Source organism: Vibrio iocasae (assembly GCF_042245395.1).
Taxonomy (GTDB): domain Bacteria; phylum Pseudomonadota; class Gammaproteobacteria; order Enterobacterales; family Vibrionaceae; genus Vibrio; species Vibrio iocasae.
This window is the reverse complement of the sequence record NZ_CP145311.1, coordinates 231,189-250,867: the sequence shown is the minus strand read 5'-3', so window position 1 is coordinate 250,867 and position 19,679 is coordinate 231,189. Positions and strand designations below refer to the sequence as shown.

Genomic DNA, 19,679 nt, shown 5'->3' with positions numbered 1-19,679 from the left:
TTCTAATCTCCCTTAACCTAGGCTGATTTGAACATCAACACCAGCAGCAAGATCTAGACGCATAAGAGCATCAACAGTCTTGTCAGTTGGTTCTACGATGTCGATCAGACGCTTGTGAGTACGGATTTCGTACTGGTCACGCGCATCTTTGTTTACGTGTGGAGAGATAAGAACAGTGAAACGCTCTTTACGAGTAGGTAGTGGAATTGGACCACGAACCTGTGCGCCGGTACGCTTTGCTGTTTCTACGATTTCCGCAGTTGACTGATCGATTAGCTTGTAATCGAAAGCTTTAAGGCGGATACGAATACGTTGGTTCTGCATGAGACAGAGCTCCAATAATAATAAATTACACAAACAATATCGCCACTCACACTCGTAAAGACGAGGGAATGCCGATTGATTTATGTGAAACCGTAGCCTCCAAAATCAGGAAGCATTGTCAGTTAAATTTGAATTAACTATATCGTTAATATTTTATTAACCGCGAACATAAGCTGAGTATACATTACCTTGTTTAAAGCAAGCTTTAACAAGCTCCTCAGTGCTCATTGGTTCACAACTGACTTAAGTCAGTGCGGGGCATTATACAGATCACAGAATTGGATGCAAGAGGTGGTTGGAAAATAATCGAATGTTAGTGGTAAGTCCCCCCGCGGAGAACCGCGGGAGCAAGTAAAGTCATGATAAATTAGTCGTCTTCATCATCGTCTACAAACTGAGCTTGCAGATAGTTTTCTATTCCAACCTTCTCGATTAAACCAAGTTGCGTTTCAAGCCAGTCTATATGTTCTTCTTCATCTTCGAGAATATCCTGGAACAGATCACGAGATACATAGTCACGAGTATCTTCAGCATATGCGATGGCATCTTTCAGATCAGGAACTGCTGCCATCTCCACCTTTAGATCGCATTCGAGCATTTCTTTCGTATCTTCACCGATCATCAACTTACCCAAATCTTGCAGGTTTGGCAGCCCTTCAAGAAATAGTATGCGTTCTACAAGATGGTCCGCGTGCTTCATTTCGTCGATGGATTCTTCATACTCTTTATGCGCCAGGTGCTTTAAGCCCCAGTCTTTATACATTCTTGCATGAAGGAAATATTGGTTGATTGCAACGAGCTCGTTGCCAAGAACTTTGTTGAGATGTTGAATAATGATTGGATCGCCTTTCATAACAATAGCCCTCCTCTTTGGCTCTTTTAACTGTAGAACCAATTAAGAAGGTGTCAAAAAGACGGTTAACTAGTTTATCAACTAGCTTGCTTAAAACTCATAGCTGGAACTGACTCGTTTAGAATCTCCTTCGCATGTTTTACGCACTTTCCACATTGGGAGCCTAGAGCTGTACAACGCCTAATTTCGCGCATATCCGTAAAGTTGTTTTCTATTACAACCTTCTTAAGTTTCTTTTCAGAAATACCGTGGCAAAGACAAACGTACATAACTAACCTCACAAAACAACCGACAAGAATATAAACGATAATCGTTATCATTACAATTGATCAATATCAATAATTCAAGCTTATTATTTTTCCATGTAAATTGAGGGAGGTTTGTCAGGTGTGCTTAATGGAATGAACATGCGGCCCACATAATTATGCTATTGAAGTTAAAACTTGATTTGAGCGGTTCATGGAATTAAGCATTCCTGATGAACCTTTCAAGGTAAGCAAGAAAGCAAAAAGGGAAGCCGAAGCTTCCCTTTTCTATAAATGCGTATTACCGCAAAATCATTCGATATTAGTCGAAGATTTTAGCAACAACACCAGCACCTACTGTACGGCCACCTTCACGGATTGCGAAGCGTAGACCTTCGTCCATCGCGATTGGTGCGATTAGCTCTACAGTCATCTGTACGTTGTCACCTGGCATTACCATTTCTACGCCTTCTGGTAGCTGGATGTCACCAGTTACGTCAGTTGTACGGAAGTAGAACTGTGGACGGTAGCCTTTGAAGAATGGTGTGTGACGACCACCTTCATCTTTAGATAGTACGTATACTTCTGACTCAAACTTAGTGTGAGGGTTGATAGAACCTGGTGCAGCTAGAACCTGACCACGCTCAACTTCATCACGCTTAGTACCACGTAGTAGTGCACCAACGTTCTCACCCGCACGACCTTCGTCAAGCAGCTTACGGAACATCTCTACACCAGTACATGTAGTTGTAACAGTTTCTTTGATACCAACGATTTCTACTTCGTCACCTACGTTTAGGATACCACGCTCGATACGGCCAGTTACTACTGTACCACGACCCTGGATTGAGAATACGTCTTCGATTGGCATTAGGAACGGCTGGTCTACAGCACGCTCTGGCTCTGGGATGTAAGAGTCTAGTGCTTCTGCAAGCTCTACTACTTTGTCTTCCCACTCTTTCTCGCCGTTTAGTGCGCCTAGAGCTGAACCCTGGATTACTGGTAGGTCATCACCTGGGAAGTCGTACTCAGATAGAAGCTCACGAACTTCCATTTCTACTAGTTCTAGTAGTTCTTCATCGTCAACCATGTCACATTTGTTCATGAATACGATGATGTATGGGATACCAACCTGACGGCCTAGTAGGATGTGCTCACGAGTCTGTGGCATTGGGCCATCAGTCGCAGCTACTACAAGGATACCACCGTCCATCTGCGCAGCACCAGTGATCATGTTTTTAACATAGTCAGCGTGTCCTGGGCAGTCTACGTGTGCGTAGTGACGAGTTGGAGTATCGTATTCTACGTGTGAAGTTGCGATTGTGATACCGCGCTCACGCTCTTCTGGAGCGTTATCGATTGATGCGAAGTCTTTCGCTTCACCGCCGTATACTTTTGAAAGAGTAGTACAGATAGCTGCAGTTAGAGTTGTTTTACCGTGGTCAACGTGGCCGATAGTACCAACGTTTACGTGCGGTTTCGTACGTTCAAATTTTTCTTTAGACACGATCGTGTTCCTTACCTAGTTATGATTCGCCCCGCTCATGAACGGTCAGGGCGCGCCAGAATTTGCTATTCTATGCGCCAACTTCCGTTAGCGCAATATTTGGACGCATTGATCTTACAAATTTAACTGAAGATCTATTTAACTTTCGTCAAAAAACGTCCAATTTCTCTTTATACACGCTCAGCAATGATTGCTTCAGCAACATTCTTAGGAACTTCAGCGTACTCGGAGAATTCCATTGAGTACGATGCACGTCCCTGAGTTGCAGAGCGTAGGTCGGTTGCGTAGCCAAACATTTCTGAAAGTGGTACCTGAGCACGAACAATCTTCAGACCAGCAGGTCCTTCATCCATACCCTCGATAATGCCACGGCGACGGTTAAGGTCACCAACAACATCACCCATCCAATCTTCAGGAGTGGTTACTTCAACCTTCATCATTGGCTCAAGAAGAACAGGTTGCGCTTCTAGAGCACCTTTCTTGAATGCCATTGAGCCGGCGATCTTAAACGCCATCTCATTTGAGTCGACATCGTGGTAAGAGCCGTCAAATAGTGTTGCTTTAACATCCAGTACAGGATAGCCCGCAAGAACACCATTGTTCATCTGCTCTTCGATACCTTTAGATACCGAGCTGATGTATTCCTTCGGAATAACACCACCCACAATCTCGTCTACAAAGACGAAGCCTTCACCTTGCTCTGATGGCTCAAGCTTAAGCCATACGTGACCATATTGACCACGACCACCAGACTGGCGAACGAACTTACCTTCAACTTCAGTCTTACCACGAATAGTTTCACGGTAAGCAACCTGAGGTTTACCAACATTACAGTCAACGCTGAACTCACGCTTCATACGGTCAACGATGATATCCAGGTGAAGTTCACCCATACCAGAAATCAATGTCTGGCCTGTTTCATCGTCAGTTTCAACGCGGAAAGATGGGTCTTCTGCAGCTAGTTTACCTAGTGCAATACCCATTTTCTCCTGATCAGCCTTAGAGCGAGGTTCTACTGCAATCTGAATTACCGGATCAGGGAACTCCATACGCTCAAGAACTACTTTAGAGTTCATATCACACAGAGTGTCACCTGTGGTCACTTCTTTCAGACCAATCGCTGCTGCAATATCACCCGCACGAACTTCTTTGATCTCTTCACGCTTGTTCGAGTGCATCTGAACAATACGGCCAAAGCGTTCACGCTTTTGTTTCACTGAGTTGTACACGGTATCACCGGAGTTAACTACACCGGAATATACACGCATAAATGTCAGTGTACCTACAAACGGGTCTGTTGCGATCTTAAATGCAAGTGCTGAGAACGGTTCATTATCATCGGCATGACGCTCGACTTCATTTTCGTCCTCATCAACACCTTTAATAGCAGGAACATCAACAGGAGCAGGTAGATATTCGATAACTGCGTCAAGCACAGCCTGTACACCTTTGTTCTTAAATGCACTACCACAAGTGGCAAGTACAATTTCGTTATTTAGTGTACGAGTACGAAGACCTTCTTTTAGCTCTTCTTCTGTTAATTCACCTTCTTCAAGGTATTTTTCCATCAATTCTTCGTTAGCTTCAGCTGCCGCTTCAATCATATTGGTGCGGTACTCTTCGGCTAGCTCTAGCATGTCAGCCGGAATATCTTCATATGTGAAGGTCATGCCCTGATCGGCTTCATTCCAGTTGATCGCTTTCATCTTGATAAGGTCGATGACACCTTTGAACTCGTCTTCCGCACCAATGTTTAACTGGATTGGAACCGGATTCGCACCAAGACGGTCTTGAATTTGGTCTACCACGCGTAGGAAGTCTGCGCCTGCACGGTCCATTTTGTTAACGAATACCATGCGAGGAACACTGTACTTATCGGCCTGACGCCATACAGTTTCAGACTGAGGTTCAACACCTGATGCACCACAGAACACAACAACTGCACCATCAAGTACACGCAAAGAACGCTCTACTTCGATAGTGAAGTCTACGTGTCCAGGAGTATCAATGATGTTAACGCGGTGTTCGTCGAATTGTGCTTCCATACCACGCCAGAAGGTTGTAGTAGCAGCAGATGTGATAGTAATACCACGCTCTTGCTCCTGCTCCATCCAGTCCATGGTAGCAGCACCATCGTGCACTTCGCCGATTTTATGAGAAAGGCCAGTGTAGAACAGAATACGCTCGGATGTGGTTGTTTTACCTGCATCTACGTGAGCAACAATACCGATGTTACGGTAGCGCTCGATAGGAGTTTTACGAGCCACGATTGTATCCCTCTGTAGCTAAGTTGCCTTGTAAGTAAGGTTATCTTAGAGAAAAGAATAAGTGCTGCGAGAGAGCCTCGCAGCACTGAAGGTATATTACCAGCGGTAATGTGCGAATGCTTTGTTCGCGTCTGCCATACGGTGAACGTCTTCACGTTTCTTAACAGCAGTACCTTTATTTTCTGACGCATCTAGCATTTCAGCAGCTAGGCGTGCAGCCATAGATTTTTCACCACGCTTACGCGCAGCTTCAACTAACCAACGCATAGCAAGTGCGTTACGGCGAACCGGACGTACTTCTACAGGTACCTGGTAAGTTGAACCACCCACACGGCGAGACTTAACTTCTACCGCTGGGCGAACATTTTCAAGAGCTTCTTCAAATACAGCTAAGTGATCTTTACCAGATTTCTCAGCCATAGTGTCTAGTGCAGTGTAAACGATTTTTTCTGCAGTAGATTTCTTTCCGTCAACCATTAGGATGTTAACGAATTTTGCCAGCAATTCAGATTTGAACTTAGGATCTGGAAGGATCTTACGCTGACCAATAACGCGACGACGTGGCATGGATAATTCTCCGTTGTCTTCTTCAGGTTATCCAAAACTTTTCAGTTTCTTCAAAAAAATAAAAAATGAAAATTCAGTGTTTGGCCTTACTTAACGCCTTTCTTTTTACAGAAAAGGGGCATTAAGACTTAGGACGCTTCACACCATACTTAGAACGACCTTTCTTACGGTCATTTACGCCAGCACAGTCAAGTGCACCGCGAACAGTGTGGTAACGCACACCTGGAAGGTCTTTAACACGACCACCACGGATAAGAACAACTGAGTGCTCCTGAAGGTTGTGGCCTTCACCGCCGATGTACGATGTCACTTCAAAACCGTTTGTCAGACGTACACGACAAACTTTACGAAGTGCTGAGTTAGGTTTTTTAGGTGTAGTAGTGTAAACACGAGTACATACACCACGTTTTTGTGGGCACGCTTCTAGCGCAGGCACGTTGCTTTTAACAACTTGCTTTGCACGAGGCTTACGTACCAACTGGTTAATAGTTGCCATTAACTAGCTCCTGATTTGCTGAAATTAGCTTTGTGAAAAATCTATTTCCCTAACGTTCCTGAAATCATCAAGTACATTTAGGGACGCAAAATTCTATTTAGGAATGAGAAGTGTGTCAAGAAATAAAAGGATCTTTTTTAACCAATAGTTCGCGTAGCTAACTCCAGGTCACCGATTTATCTTGCGACACTGTTAAGCCAACAAAACCATCATAATCGACTTTATTAATAGAAGGAGAAACACGTTGGTCAATACCTCTTGCGGCGCAATCGGCAATGAGTACAAATACGTTTTGTTTAGGAAGGCTTGCAAAAGCAAAGTGCTGAGAGTTCGTTGCGTATACCGCATCTTCTATCAAGAGATACTCATCACCGTCTTTGGCATAACGCGTCGCCTGAGCGATAGCTTCAGATGTTTTAATGATATGTAACATAGTCGAACCTAAAAAGTCAGTATTTTGCCAGCCTGATTAAGCTTACCAGCAACCCCTGAAACCGTGAGCTTCTCAGCAGCGATTACCAGGTCTGCATTTGCCAGTCCACGCTCAACCAAAGATTGCTCACAAACAAATACTTGCTCTATATCGTAAAGATCAAACAACTTAAACATCGGAGCATAATCTTTACTTAGTATCTCTTCTGGTTGCTGACCATGTAGCAATTGCGTCACACCATCACCAACAAAAATGACCGTGATATCTTCACAGTATGCTGAAGCCGCCATTAATGCATCTACACCTTCGCGACCAGAGCTAGAGGCATGAGGGGCTGTCTGAAATAGATAAGTTAGTTGGCTCAAAACTGCACCACTCTATCTTGAGTTAACATCGCCTCAGCAAGGCTCCCTAACCCCGCCTGATGGAAACCATCGGCAATATTATGACTCTCTAGCCCATGTTGCTGCGCTTCACTCGGGCTAACAATACCTCGCCTTAAAGCTGCTGCTACACATGTTTCCAGACGAACTTGATGATCAATCGCTAGCTTCTGCCATGCTTTGGTAGCATTCACTTCGTCATTGGCTGGCACGGCTAAAGCAGTACCATTCGTCACACCATCTTGATAAAAAAACACACTGCTAAGAGTGTGTCCCTGAGAAAGAAGCGCTTGTGCAAACCGTAGTGCTGTTCTGGAGGACTGGCTTCCGTAGCCAGCCCCGTTAACAACAAGCGTATAGCTTAGGCTCACTTCTCGCCATCCTCGGTTTTACGTTGGCGAATATAAAGATATACAGTGTGCTTAGAGATATTCAGTCGTTCTGCAACTCGGTTTATTGCATCTTTAATATCAAAGATACCTTTGTCATACAGCTCCATCACTATCTGACGGTTCTTGGTATTGTTAGATACCGATTTATCTGCATTGATCTCTTCGATAGTGTGTTCAACAGTCTGATCCACCAGCTCAACAACATCGCTTGCAAAGTTAACTGTTGAAGCAGCTTCTTTCGCTTCTTCTGTAGGCATGAAAGATTGCAGAATCTGAGAGAAAGGAGCATCAAGGTTTACGTTAATACATAGCAAGCCTATTACACGATTTTCACCATTTCGAATCGCAATAGTCACCGACTTCATCAGTACCCCACCCTTCGCACGGGTAAAGTAAGCACGCGAGAAGTTCCTCTCAGAACTTTCAATGTCTTTTAGCGTTTTTAACGCCATGTCTGTAATTGGTGAGCCTACATGACGTCCCGTATTTTCACCATTAGCAATCTTGATTGCTGAGGTATCCAGGTTTTCCAGCGAGTGCAAAACAATTTCGCAAAATGGGCCAATCAGGCCAGCGAGTCCATCAACCACTGCTTCATAAGACTTTAATATTATCTGGTCGTGTTCAGAAAAAGGCTGAACCACAACCGAATCCATTTCCATTAATGCATCTGCGTGCATTGCTTCCGTCGTCGTCACTTGAGGGCCTCGGTTAATAAATCAACTAATTACCGCAAGTTTATCAGAAAATTTTAATCACGCATCGTTTTGGGTCAATAATTATACCCAAGTATCCTCAAGATCAAAAAAGCCCCGATATAAATCGAGGCTCAAATACATAGCTTTGGCAGCAATTACTGAGTTACTTCTTCAGCAGCTTCACCGTTGTCGATGCTTAGAAGCTCTACTTCAAACACAAGCGTAGAGTTTGCAGGAATCGTTGGAGTATCCTGTTCACCGTATGCTAGCTCAGGTGGAATAACAAACTTGAACTTAGAACCTACAGGCATTAACTGAACACCTTCTGTCCATCCCGGAATCACGCGATCTAGCGGGAAAGTTGCTGGTGCATTACGATCGTAAGAACTATCGAACTGAGTACCGTCAATCAATGTGCCTTTGTAGTGAACTTCTACTGTATCAGTTGAAGCAGGCTTATCACCTTCAGCAGAAGTCATCACCTGGTAAAGAAGACCAGATTCTGTCTTAGTTACGCCTTCCTGTTTTTCAAACTCAGTACGGAAGTCATCACCTTCTTTTTTCGCTGCAGCTGCTTTCTCTGCTGCAACTTCCTGCATCTTAGTCGCTACGCGCTTATCAAGCTCTTCAAGAGCAACACGAGCTTCTTCTTCTGTCAAGCTTGGGTTACCAGCGAATACGTCTTCAATACCTTTAAGAACCAATTCTTTTTTCAGCTCTATACCAAACTCAGATGGCTTTTCAATGCTATCAGCAAGGTAATTCGCAAAAGAAAGACCAATAGCGTATGACGCTTTTTCGTCTTCAGTAGCAAAAGCTTCTACTTGCACTTGCTCTTCAACCTGAGGAGCGGTTTCAGTTTTTGGGGTTTCCTCTTTCTGACAACCCACTGCCAACATGACTGTCGCTGCAAGCAGTGACACTTTAAAGAAAGGTTTCATCTAATACTCCAATTAACGGCAAAGCCATTTCATTTTGATACACACCTCATTTATAAACAGAGACATGCAAATATCTTGTTGCATCAATATACTAGGTATATGCCTGTCGACACAAACCGGATTGAGCCTAGTGAAGCGAACATTCTCACACTTAATGACATTAGCCTTTGTCATAACCATGTTAAATGGCTGTTTTTTTTCCAGCAAAAACGACCAAAGATGGGATCTAGAACCCAAAGGCACCACCAGCTTTGCTCTTAGCAGAGATGGACGCTTCGCATTGCTTTACTCAAAAGAGCACCATTTAGTTCTTTGGGATTTGGCAGAAAACAATCAACTTGCAGAGCTTGGTGAACAAGACCCGGAAGGAAATACAGTTTCCACAATCAAAATCTCCGACAACGGCCGTTATGCCGTTACAGCGACTCAACTAAACTTTGCGGTCTGGGATCTCGCATGGTCAAAAGCCGAAGGGCTCTGGTCCATATCCGATGGTCTGATCCGCGATGTAGATGTCAGTAGTAATGGCGAACAAGTACTGCTGGGGTTATCTAACGGTAAAGCAATATATGTGAACTTAGTCACTGGAAGACGCATGGAGTTCCTTGCTCACAGAGAAAAAGTTAATACCGTTGCGTTATCTGCCAATGGAAAGTATGCCCTTTCTGGTGGAAACGACTATAAAGCCTATTTTTGGGATACCACCACCGGGCAAGCATTGTATATGTTTGAACACGATGCACGTATAAACCGTGTAGCCCTGCAAAGAGACGGTAAGCTGGCATTCACATCCGATGGTTCTAACGATAGCTTCGTATGGGATCTCGCCAATGGAAAAAAAATATCTGAGTTAAAGTCACTTTCCAGACAGCTTGTGTTCTCGACAGCAAGATTTTCTGATGACGGGCAAATGATTGTAACCGGTACACCTTCCGGCAGAGTTCAACTATGGAATTCAAATACAGGTAAGCGGTTGGACTGGTGGGAAGTGGAGCCTCTAAAAGAAACTCGCCCTCCACGTGCAGTCGTGTATGATGCTGCCTTTGATTACGAGAATAGAGTTATATCTGCAACATCTGCAGGTATCGCCCAGGCCTGGAAAATAGAAAATGACTAAAATTGAAGAGCTTGAACTGAGAATCAATGATCTGGAAATCAAAAACTCGTTTCAGGAGCAAACCATTGACGAACTCAATGACGCCCTAAGCCAACAACAAGTAATGATTTCTAAGATGCAAGAGCAGATGAAGTTTATGGTTGAAAAGATAAAGGGAAGTAACCGTTCAAATCTGGCTGATGAATCAGAAGAAACACCACCGCCACATTATTAACTTTTGATTTTCTCTCTTGACGACACTGCACTCAAATCATTGTCACTCCAGAATTAGCCTTAGCGAATATACGGAATCTAACCTCTGCGCATCCGTCGACTAGATTCCGTACTAAAATCGTGCCTAGCGATACGGAACGACGGGCATAAAAAAGGTGGTCTACATGACCACCTCAGAATCCTAAGCTAACGCTTATTAGTGCGAGCAGCCACAGCCGCCACCGTTGCCGCCACCACAGCAACCTTCTTCTTTATCATGACCATGGCCGTGACCTTCGCCACCACAACATTCGTGATCGTCGCCTTTGCCTTCACCGCCACAGCAGCCACCAGCTTTATGAATATGGCCGTGCTCAGCTTCTTCTGCAGTTGCTTCACGTGTTGCTACCACCTCAACATCAAAAGTCAGTGTCTGACCTGCTAGCATGTGGTTGCCATCAACAACAACTTCATCGCCATCTACTTCTGTTACTTCTACAGGGATTGGACCCTGATCTGTATCAGCAAGGAAGCGCATGCCAACTTCAATTTGCTCTACGCCTTGAAATACGTTTGCAGGTACGCGCTGAACTAGTGCGTCGTTGTGTTCACCGTATGCATCATCCGGAGCAACTGTTGCAGAGAACTTATCGCCAGCTTCTTTACCTTCCAGCTCTTTTTCAAGGCCAGTGATCAGGTTGTTGTGACCATGAAGGTAATCCAGTGGAGCTTCAACTGTTGACTGATCAACGACTACACCGTCTTCAAGTTTTACCTGGTAAGCAAGGCTTACTACTACGTTCTTTTCAATTTTCATGATAACTCCGGAGGATGTATTGAAATAATTGCCCTGCTTGAATTGCTTTCCAAAAATCAGGATCTCCACACATTATGGGGGCAAAATATATAAACTCAATTATTCCATACAAACTTTGTTGAGAATTTTTCTCAGCATCAAAGTTATCTCGCACTTCTACTGTTGCCTCGTATCTCTACTCGGGCTTAAAGACTCCGATCATCTCTTGGCCATTATGTTCACTCTGTTCAACAGCCTTTGGAAGACGTTGCTCTTTGTAATCACAATCAACACATTCAACTAATTCGATATCATTCTCTACCCACCAACGCAGAGAGTCTGAACTTTGACAGCTTGGGCAGGTTGCTCCGGCAATAAATCTTCTTTTCATTATCTGTATCTTTTTATTGTTCTATTTCCAGTGATCCATAGAGTGATTATCCGTTTCCATCTCTCTACCAAATATTTCTTCAAGTTCCTTTCTCGCTTCTTTGGCACGAAGCGCTAAGTTCTTATCATCCTGATGTTGAGGCAACAATTCCTGCAACATAGCCGCATCAAGCTTTCTAAAGTGCGACTCTGCTCTTTTCGCCTGGTAAGGGTGAAAGCCCAACTCGACCAGAGTCTGACGTCCAAGGTCAAGCGCACCTAAGAACATCTCACGAGAATAGTTTGGTACGCCATGATTTAACAGTTGGTAGGCTTCTACACGACTTCGGGCTCGCGCCAAAACCTTCATATTCGGGAAATGGTGATGGCACATCTCAGCAACAGCCAAGACTTCATCTGGATTATCGGTACAGATGACTATCGCCTCTGCCTTTTCTGCCCCCGCAGCTCGAAGCAAATCCAATTGAGTCGCATCACCATAATAAACTTTATAGCCATACTTTCTTAGCAACTGGATCTGGCTTGGATCACTCTCCAAAACCGTCACCTTAACTTTATTGGCATACATCAAACGACCAACAATCTGACCAAACCGACCGAAGCCAACGATAATAACTCTAGGTTTCTTGTCTTTAACCTTGTGGGGTTTACTGGAAGCGTCTGAAAGGTTTATCGTCGCGGAGAACCATTTTTTCTGAGCAAGCAATAGAAGTGGTGTCGTAACCATAGATAAACTCACGACCACCAGCAGAAACTCAACTAAATCCTGATCTAGCAGATTTTCAGCCTGAGCTGCGGTGAACAGTACGAATGCAAACTCACCACCCTGACTCAAAATAGCGGCCATCTGGCTACGCGCTTTTGGCCTGGTGCCAAACAAACGTGCCAGTATGTATAGGATCAGCCCTTTAATCACAACTAAACCAACCACCGCGATAAGGATCTTGGTTGGCTCCAACGCCAATAACCCCAGATTTACGGCCATGCCTACAGCGATAAAGAACAAACCAAGCAATAATCCTTTGAATGGTTCGATTGCGATTTCAAGCTCATGTCGGTACTCACTTTCTGCCAGAAGAACACCGGCCAGAAAAGTTCCCAACGCCATCGACAATCCGAGCTTTTGCATAATGACAGCAATACCGATTACCAATAAAAGCGCAGCAACAGTAAATAGCTCCCTGACACCGCTCATCACGACATAACGAAATAGCGGCCTCAGCAAATAGTGACCACCCACTAAAAACACCACAATACTACCGAGCATAAGCAGTGCGTCTCGCCAGTCTCCCCCGACATTGCCAGCAAGCAGCGGCAACATGGCTAACATCGGAATAACCGCGATATCCTGAAACAACAAAACTGCAAAACCTGACTGCCCGGTTTCAGACCCGGCAAGCTCCTGCTCTTCAATCACTTTGAGTGCAATGGCGGTCGAAGACAACGCCAGCGCCATACCAATTACAAGGCTACTTTGCCAGGATAAATCGAATAAACTGGTGATTGCCGCGATAATAATGGTCGTGACAACAACCTGAGCGCCGCCCAATCCGAGAATTGGATTTCGCATTTGCCAAAGCTTTTTGGGATTAAGTTCCAACCCAATAAGAAAGAGCAGCAACACAACGCCAAACTCTGCAAAATGCAGTATCGCGTCGACATCACTGATCAACCCAAATCCCCACGGGCCAATAGCCAAGCCTGCAAGCAAATATCCAAGGACAGACCCCAGCCCCATGCGCTGAGCCAGAGGAACCGCAACCACTGCGGAAGTAAGAAATATCACACCAGTTTGAAGGAACTCACTTGTTGCTGCCATGCTATTCCTCCTCATCTGAAAAGATAATCGACTTTTCACCAAATGGATTTTTAAGCCAGGTTCTATACTTTTCAGCATGTTCATAGCGCTCGATATCAGTAACATGCCGAGCCCAGTGCAACACTAGAGGCTTAAACCAGTTCATCTGACAAAGGGCTGCTGTTAATTCAAATGGCTGGAGAATCTCTTGTAATGGATATTTGTTATAGCCTGAATGACCAAAAGCCTCTTTTGCACCTCCGGTAGAAATAACACTTCTCCAGTATTTCCCCTTCAAAGCACTACCTTCCCCAAAAGCAAAGCCTTTGCCTAACACTCTATCCATCCACTCTTTCAGAAGTGCCGGGCATGAATACATATAGAGAGGGTGTTGAAAAACAATAATATCGTGGGACAGCAGCAACTGATGTTCATGCTGGATATCGATAAAAAAGTCGGGATAGCAAGCGTAGAGATCATGCACGGTGACATGAGCCAAATCGCTGACTTTACGAATCATCACCTGATTGGCAATTGATGCTCCCTGATCCGGATGAGCGTAAATCACCAAAATCTTGGGCGTTTGATGTTCTGCTAGATTCATTCCCTGAACTCAGTATCCATATGTTTTAACTTTGTTAATGAAACCATGATATACCTAAAGTAACTCAAGATGCGAGTATCAATAACATCTGATACTATGCCCCGGTAAAATTTGTTCTTACCACTTCTATAAGATTTCTATGATTACTTTCTCAGACATTCAGTTATTACGAGGCGGAAAACCGCTACTCGATCAGGCTACTGCATCTATCAACCCTGGAGACAAAGTTGGTTTGGTAGGTAAAAACGGTTGTGGTAAATCTACGCTGTTTGCTCTGTTAAAAGATGAACTTTCTATAGATGCTGGTAACTTCCAAATGCCGTCACATTGGGAACTGGCTTGGGTTACGCAGGAAACACCTGCACTTGAACGTCATGCCCTTGAATACGTTATTGATGGTGACAGAGAGTATCGTCAACTTGAGTCAGAGCTAACTAAAGCAGAAGAAGCCGACAATGGCACGCTAGCGGCTGAGATTCACGGGAAGATAGAAACCATTGGTGGGTACACTATACGTGCCAGAGCAGCCGAGCTGCTTAACGGCCTTGGATTCAGCCAGAATCAGATGAGCTGGAATCTGACTCAGTTTTCTGGTGGTTGGCGTATGCGACTCAATCTGGCTCAGGCTCTGTTGTGCCGTTCTGACCTGCTACTTCTCGATGAACCAACCAACCACTTAGATTTAGATGCGGTTATGTGGCTGGAGCGCTGGTTACAATCATATCCAGGAACGCTAATTTTGATCTCGCATGACCGGGATTTTCTGGATCCTATTGTTGGACGCATCATCCATATAGAGAACGAGTTATTAAACGAGTACACCGGTAACTACTCATCTTTTGAAACACAACGCGCTCAAAAGTTGGTTCTGCAACAAGCTATGTTTCAGAAGCAACAGAAACAAATGGCACACATGCAGAGCTACATCGATCGATTCCGCTATAAAGCCTCTAAGGCGCGTCAGGCTCAAAGCCGTATAAAAGCACTTGAGAAAATGGAAAAGGTGCTGCCTGCTCAGTTTGATAACCCATTCAGCTTCGAGTTTAGAGAGCCTTCTGCACTGCCAAACCCAATTCTTATGATGGACGAGGTTTCTGCCGGGTATGACGACAACCTTATTCTGGAGAAAATCCGTCTGAACCTGGTTCCTGGCAGCCGAATTGGCTTGCTCGGGCGTAACGGTGCGGGTAAATCGACACTGATTAAACTTCTATCTAGCGAGTTGAAACCGCAAGGCGGGGATTTAACTTATTCTCAAGGGGTGAAGATTGGTTACTTTGCACAGCATCAGCTTGAAACTTTGCATCCAGAAGAGACGCCTCTTCAACATATGATGCAAATCGCACCAGAGAAAACGGAACAAGAGCTAAGAAATTATCTGGGTAGCTTTGGTTTCCATGGAGATAAAGCACTTGAGAAAGTTGCTCCGTTTTCAGGTGGTGAAAAAGCACGTCTGGTTCTGGCTCTTATCGTGTGGCAAAAACCAAACCTGCTGCTTCTCGATGAACCAACCAACCACCTTGACCTAGATATGCGTCAGGCGCTCACTTTAGCCCTGCAGACCTTTGAAGGTGCAATGGTCATTGTCAGCCACGATAGATACCTGTTAAGAGCAACAACCGATGACCTTTATCTGGTACATGATCGTCAGGTCGCCCCTTTTGACGGTGATCTGAATGATTACTACAAATGGCTAACTGATCAAAGTAAAGCTGAGCGAAAAGAAGCACAACAGGATGCGCCACCAAAGGATACAACCAATAGCGCAGCGGCCCGAAAAGAGCAAAAGCGTCGTGAAGCAGAGTTCCGTAAGCAGACAGCGCCACTCAGGAAAAATCTGGAAAAACTTGAGAAGCGAATGGATAAGCTGAACGAGGCTTTGGCGGAAATTGAGCAGCAATTAACAGATACTTCACTGTACCAGTCTGAAAATAAAGCTAAACTTAATAAAGTTTTAGCGGAACAAGCAACTTCCAAAGCAGAGCTTGAAGACGTGGAAATGGAGTGGATGGATATTCAGGAAACTCTGGAGCAAATGGAGCTGGAAAGGATGTAGGTTTATGGCGTCAGACTCTTCTTTTAACCTCACTATTGAACGACTGTGGCAGTTCAGCCTGCAGTATTACAGCGTGAAAGAAGTAAAAGAGGCGTGTCTGAACCTACAGAACAAGTTTCATGGCAACGTAAACCTGCTTTTGATGCTCAAGTGGCTGGACGAGCACAATCTGACGTTTAAACATGAAGAGTGGACTGATGTGCAAAGATGTATCTTACGCAGCGAACAACTTCTTCAGCACTACCGCGAACTCAGAAAGAAACTAAAAAGTAACCTGCCCGACTCTCTATACAGAGAGTCGCTTGAGTTTGAGTTACTTTTGGAAAAACAGCAGCAATCGGACCTTGTTGATTGCATCAATTCTCTGCAGCTGTCTGAGAACACCGACGAGCCGCTAACTAAGCTTTACTGCGAACAACTTAGTGCAGACCATCTTTTTGAAGCTTTCTCCAAGAAGTTTTATAAAAGTTGATGGTGAAAGCACCTTCGATTCGCATCACCACATAAAGACGACACAACTTGCAGTAAGTGCGGCCATTCCAACGTTAAAGCGTTTCCATGCTGTCGCACCTGAAAGCCATTTGCCAATCAGCGCACCAAATCCAACCCATATAGAAGAAGTGTGTAGCTGAGTGATAAAGAAAATCAGCGCAATATAAGCCACCGATAGCCAATAACCCTCACCCGCCAGCGAGAAAGAACCTATTGCAGTCACCATCATCATCCAGGCTTTGGGATTAACGTACTGAAAAAAAGCCGCCTCCAAGAACGTCATAGGTTTGCGCTCTTTTTCACCCTCTATGGATGCAGGGCCTGTGTTAGCAATTTTATACGCCAAATAGAGAATATAGAGACTCCCTAACCACTTCATCGCTTCCTGTATCTCCGGGTAGGCTTTAAAAATCGCGCTCAAGCCTGCAGCCAGCATAAAGATCATGCTAATTAAACCTAAGCTAATCCCCAAAAAGTGTGGAATACTGCGCTTATAGCCAAAGTTAGCCCCTGATGCCGTCAACATCACATTGTTTGGCCCCGGAGTGCCTGTCATCACAATCGCAAACACCAATACCGACAGAAAGAATTGCCATTCCATTTTAAATCTCCTCACGCAGCAGAAATTGTATCGGTACAATTTCATATATCTTATTGACTTGTTACTATTGTGCGCACAAAATAACCATAACAATCGATGCAAATAAGATCAAAAGGTTTATTGTCACCATGACAATCGTTACATTTGAACTCTGCCCTCAAGACAGTTCACCCAAATACAAGCAGATTGCTGATCTGATAGAAGAAAAGATCACAAAGGGAGAATTAAGATCAAACGACAAATTACCCACTCACCGAAATCTTGCAGATCAGCTATCGGTAACCGTTGGGACAGTCACCAGAGCCTACGCAGAAGCTGAACGCAGAGGCTTAGTCGAAGCTCGTGTTGGCGCAGGCACCTTTGTCGTGGACGCCCAAAAAGCTTACTGGGCATTTGATCAATCGGAACAAAGAGCGGAAGGTGAGTCTAATCTGGGATTTAATATCCCTCCTTTAGTTGACCGTAGCGATATGTTGCGCGAAGCGATGGAAGCTTTGTCTCGCTCTCCTCAGGCACTCAATCAATTTATGATTTATCAAAAGCCGACGGGAATTGAATCTCATCGAAGTATCGTCGCTAAGTGGCTCAGAGAGAAAGGTGTCGAACTTAACGAAGAACGGATGCTTTTTAGTTCTGGGGCTCAGCATGGTGTCCAAATGGTATTAGATGCCTTAACCCGAGCCGGAGATACCATTTTAGTTGAGAAGCTGACTTACCCAGGATTAATAAGTCTGGCGAAGCAAAAGCAACTCTCCATTAAAGGAGTTGAAATGGATGAAGAAGGCATACTTCCAGATGCGCTTGATGCTGCTTGTCGCCAGTATCAGGCTCGATTCATCTATCTGACTCCAAGCCTTCAGAACCCAACGACTGCAACCATGTCTCTTGAAAGAAGAAAAGAGATTCTGAGAATTTGTAAAAAATACGACCTGTATGTGATCGAAGATGATGTGAATGGCTTGCTACCAGAGAACCTCTCTCCTCCACTAGTGAATCTGGCGCCCGAGCAAGTGATCCATATTGGTGCGGTTTCTAAGTGGTTAGCTCCAGGCTTAAGAGTTGGATACATTCAGCCTCCAGAAAAGCTTTATCAGCCTTTGAGCATTGCTCTACAAAACCATAGCTGGATGATAAGCCCTCTGCTTACAGCACTCACTTGTGAGTTAATGCAAAGCCAAAAAGCAGATCAAACCTTGCTGGCCATTCGACAAGAGATGGAGCAGCGACTTGAGTTAACCCTGCAATACTTAGGTAACTTCGATATTCGATACAAGAAGCACTGTTTTCATGTCTGGCTTTCACTTCCTGAACACTGGCGATTAAGCGATTTTGTTGAAGCCACTAAAAACAACAATGTTGTCGTTAAATCCGCAGAATTGTTTACGCCACCAGCCGGAAATGTCGTTCCGGCAGTAAGGCTTGCATTAAGCTCTCCTTTAAACCAAGCTGAACTAAAGCTTGGCCTGGAGAAGCTAAAGCAGCTACTGGAAACCAACCCGATAAGTAACTTTGCATTATGACCAATTTTGAGCCTGCAAAAGGGTTAAATAACCCTCACCTACAAACTATTGTTCCGCGCCTGATTCGCAAGTCCGCACTCTTTGAGCCGATTTGGGAATCATTGGAATTGCCCGACGGGGATTTCTTAGACCTCGCATGGAGTGAAGATAAGAGTTCAGACTCGGCAAATGACAAACCCATATTTGTACTGTTTCATGGCCTGGAAGGGAGTTTTTACAGCCCCTACGCTAACGGGCTAATGAAAGCTTTCTCGGATAACGGCTGGCTATCAGTGATGATGCATTTTCGTGGTTGTAGTGGTAGACCGAACCGGCTAGCCAGAGCTTATCATTCCGGAGAAACGGAAGATGCCCGATTCTTCCTGAACTACCTTAACGAGATGTTCCCGAATCAACCTAAAGTAGCGATAGGCATTTCACTCGGGGGAAACATGTTAGTCCGGTATCTGGCGCACTATCGTGATAACCCAATACTGAATGCAGCAACCGTGGTATCCGCACCACTTGATCTGGCAGCCTGCTCGAAAAGAATCGAAAGTGGATTTTCTAAGGTATACCGAAATTACCTTCTAAGCTCACTAAAAGATAACGCGCTGAAAAAAGGCAATAAGTTGAGTGAAGCCCTGGGTATCAGTTCTGCTGCAATTAAAAGCGTTAAAACGCTTTACGGGTTTGACGACACAATTACAGCACCGCTACACGGATTTAAGAATGCTGCCGAGTATTATGCAAAATGTTCTGGGCTGCCTGTACTGAACCAAGTGTCAATCCCACTTCAGGTTATTCATGCTAAAGACGATCCTTTTATGACTCAAAAAGTCATTCCCGACTTTAAACTTAATGAGAACATACATTATCGGTTATTTAAACGCGGTGGCCATGTGGGGTTCTTGTCAGGTTCCATCCGCAAACCAAAGTTCTGGCTTGAAAGTGCCATGCCAAGCTATTACCGTCATATGTACCTTTAAACATCCAACACCGAGCCCCTGTCGTAAAAGAGAGAAGTA

Annotated in this window: 23 protein-coding genes; 6 read left to right on the top strand and 17 right to left on the bottom strand. The window is 44.5% G+C overall.

All coding sequences use genetic code 11. The features are described 5' to 3' along the window. Window positions 1–12: 12 nt before the first annotated feature. From rpsJ to fkpA, 12 genes are all read right to left on the bottom strand, one after another. Window positions 13–324: a 30S ribosomal protein S10 gene (gene rpsJ / locus SNR28_RS10670; RefSeq protein WP_031495630.1), complete on the bottom strand. Its 312-nt coding sequence runs from the start codon at window positions 322–324 to the stop codon at window positions 13–15. Window positions 325–691: 367 nt separating this feature from the next. Then, entirely contained in the window at window positions 692–1,177 is a 486-nt protein-coding gene (gene bfr / locus SNR28_RS10665; RefSeq protein ID WP_375752344.1) for a bacterioferritin, read from the bottom strand. A gap of 77 nt (window positions 1,178–1,254) precedes the next feature. Next, complete coding sequence (locus tag SNR28_RS10660; RefSeq protein ID WP_375752343.1) at window positions 1,255–1,446, bottom strand: (2Fe-2S)-binding protein; 192 nt, start codon at window positions 1,444–1,446, stop codon at window positions 1,255–1,257. Window positions 1,447–1,744: 298 nt separating this feature from the next. Next, window positions 1,745–2,929, bottom strand: coding sequence for an elongation factor Tu (tuf, locus tag SNR28_RS10655; RefSeq protein ID WP_375751777.1), 1,185 nt, complete (start codon window positions 2,927–2,929; stop codon window positions 1,745–1,747). 170 nt (window positions 2,930–3,099) lie between these two features. Further along, window positions 3,100–5,196 carry an elongation factor G gene (gene fusA, locus SNR28_RS10650; RefSeq protein ID WP_375752340.1) on the bottom strand — a complete coding sequence of 699 codons (2,097 nt, stop codon included), beginning with the start codon at window positions 5,194–5,196 and terminating at the stop codon, window positions 3,100–3,102. 96 nt (window positions 5,197–5,292) lie between these two features. After that, on the bottom strand, window positions 5,293–5,763 hold the full coding sequence (gene rpsG / locus SNR28_RS10645) for a 30S ribosomal protein S7 (RefSeq protein WP_375752338.1): 471 nt from the start codon (window positions 5,761–5,763) through the stop codon (window positions 5,293–5,295). Between the two features lie 121 nt (window positions 5,764–5,884). After that, a complete protein-coding gene (rpsL, locus tag SNR28_RS10640; RefSeq protein ID WP_005417208.1) occupies window positions 5,885–6,259 on the bottom strand; it encodes a 30S ribosomal protein S12 in 375 nt (124 codons plus the stop codon). 157 nt (window positions 6,260–6,416) lie between these two features. Continuing rightward, a complete protein-coding gene (gene tusB / locus SNR28_RS10635; protein WP_375752335.1) occupies window positions 6,417–6,692 on the bottom strand; it encodes a sulfurtransferase complex subunit TusB in 276 nt (91 codons plus the stop codon). An 8-nt stretch (window positions 6,693–6,700) separates the two neighbouring features. After that, window positions 6,701–7,057 carry a sulfurtransferase complex subunit TusC gene (gene tusC, locus SNR28_RS10630; protein WP_375752333.1) on the bottom strand — a complete coding sequence of 119 codons (357 nt, stop codon included), beginning with the start codon at window positions 7,055–7,057 and terminating at the stop codon, window positions 6,701–6,703. Continuing rightward, entirely contained in the window at window positions 7,054–7,446 is a 393-nt protein-coding gene (gene tusD / locus SNR28_RS10625) for a sulfurtransferase complex subunit TusD (protein ID WP_375752331.1), read from the bottom strand. Before tusD ends, tusC begins: the two co-directional genes overlap by 4 nt. Continuing rightward, window positions 7,443–8,165, bottom strand: coding sequence for a transcriptional regulator (locus SNR28_RS10620; RefSeq protein WP_375752330.1), 723 nt, complete (start codon window positions 8,163–8,165; stop codon window positions 7,443–7,445). Before SNR28_RS10620 ends, tusD begins: the two co-directional genes overlap by 4 nt. Before the next feature lie 155 nt (window positions 8,166–8,320). Continuing rightward, complete coding sequence (gene fkpA / locus SNR28_RS10615) at window positions 8,321–9,106, bottom strand: FKBP-type peptidyl-prolyl cis-trans isomerase (RefSeq protein WP_375752329.1); 786 nt, start codon at window positions 9,104–9,106, stop codon at window positions 8,321–8,323. A gap of 154 nt (window positions 9,107–9,260) precedes the next feature. Between fkpA and SNR28_RS10610 the strand changes: the two genes are divergently transcribed. Then, window positions 9,261–10,223: a WD40 repeat domain-containing protein gene (locus SNR28_RS10610; RefSeq protein WP_375754069.1), complete on the top strand. Its 963-nt coding sequence runs from the start codon at window positions 9,261–9,263 to the stop codon at window positions 10,221–10,223. Continuing rightward, entirely contained in the window at window positions 10,216–10,437 is a 222-nt protein-coding gene (locus SNR28_RS10605; protein ID WP_375752327.1) for a SlyX family protein, read from the top strand. Before SNR28_RS10610 ends, SNR28_RS10605 begins: the two co-directional genes overlap by 8 nt. Before the next feature lie 195 nt (window positions 10,438–10,632). On the opposite strand, the gene slyD is transcribed toward SNR28_RS10605, so the two are convergent. The 4 genes from slyD to kefG form a co-directional block, all read right to left on the bottom strand. Further along, a complete protein-coding gene (gene slyD / locus SNR28_RS10600; protein WP_375752326.1) occupies window positions 10,633–11,232 on the bottom strand; it encodes a peptidylprolyl isomerase in 600 nt (199 codons plus the stop codon). Window positions 11,233–11,407: 175 nt separating this feature from the next. After that, complete coding sequence (locus SNR28_RS10595) at window positions 11,408–11,602, bottom strand: YheV family putative zinc ribbon protein (RefSeq protein ID WP_375752325.1); 195 nt, start codon at window positions 11,600–11,602, stop codon at window positions 11,408–11,410. A 21-nt stretch (window positions 11,603–11,623) separates the two neighbouring features. Further along, window positions 11,624–13,420: a glutathione-regulated potassium-efflux system protein KefB gene (gene kefB, locus SNR28_RS10590; protein ID WP_375752323.1), complete on the bottom strand. Its 1,797-nt coding sequence runs from the start codon at window positions 13,418–13,420 to the stop codon at window positions 11,624–11,626. A gap of 1 nt (window position 13,421) precedes the next feature. Continuing rightward, entirely contained in the window at window positions 13,422–14,003 is a 582-nt protein-coding gene (gene kefG / locus SNR28_RS10585) for a glutathione-regulated potassium-efflux system ancillary protein KefG (protein ID WP_375752322.1), read from the bottom strand. A gap of 139 nt (window positions 14,004–14,142) precedes the next feature. Here kefG and SNR28_RS10580 point away from each other — a divergent pair, with 139 nt between their 5' ends. After that, the gene (locus SNR28_RS10580; protein WP_375752320.1) at window positions 14,143–16,059 is read left to right on the top strand and encodes an ABC transporter ATP-binding protein; all 1,917 of its coding nucleotides are present in this window, start codon (window positions 14,143–14,145) and stop codon (window positions 16,057–16,059) included. Between the two features lie 4 nt (window positions 16,060–16,063). Beyond that, window positions 16,064–16,531, top strand: a complete 468-nt coding sequence (locus tag SNR28_RS10575; RefSeq protein ID WP_375752319.1) for a TIGR02444 family protein — start codon at window positions 16,064–16,066, stop codon at window positions 16,529–16,531. A 24-nt stretch (window positions 16,532–16,555) separates the two neighbouring features. On the opposite strand, the gene SNR28_RS10570 is transcribed toward SNR28_RS10575, so the two are convergent. Beyond that, entirely contained in the window at window positions 16,556–17,152 is a 597-nt protein-coding gene (locus tag SNR28_RS10570; RefSeq protein ID WP_375752318.1) for a LysE family translocator, read from the bottom strand. Between the two features lie 128 nt (window positions 17,153–17,280). On the opposite strand from SNR28_RS10570, the gene SNR28_RS10565 reads away from it, so the two are divergent. Next, complete coding sequence (locus SNR28_RS10565) at window positions 17,281–18,672, top strand: PLP-dependent aminotransferase family protein (protein WP_375752317.1); 1,392 nt, start codon at window positions 17,281–17,283, stop codon at window positions 18,670–18,672. Next, the gene (locus SNR28_RS10560) at window positions 18,669–19,640 is read left to right on the top strand and encodes a hydrolase (RefSeq protein ID WP_375752316.1); all 972 of its coding nucleotides are present in this window, start codon (window positions 18,669–18,671) and stop codon (window positions 19,638–19,640) included. The genes SNR28_RS10565 and SNR28_RS10560 overlap by 4 nt, the downstream gene beginning before the upstream one ends. The last annotated feature ends 39 nt before the right edge of the window (window positions 19,641–19,679 follow it).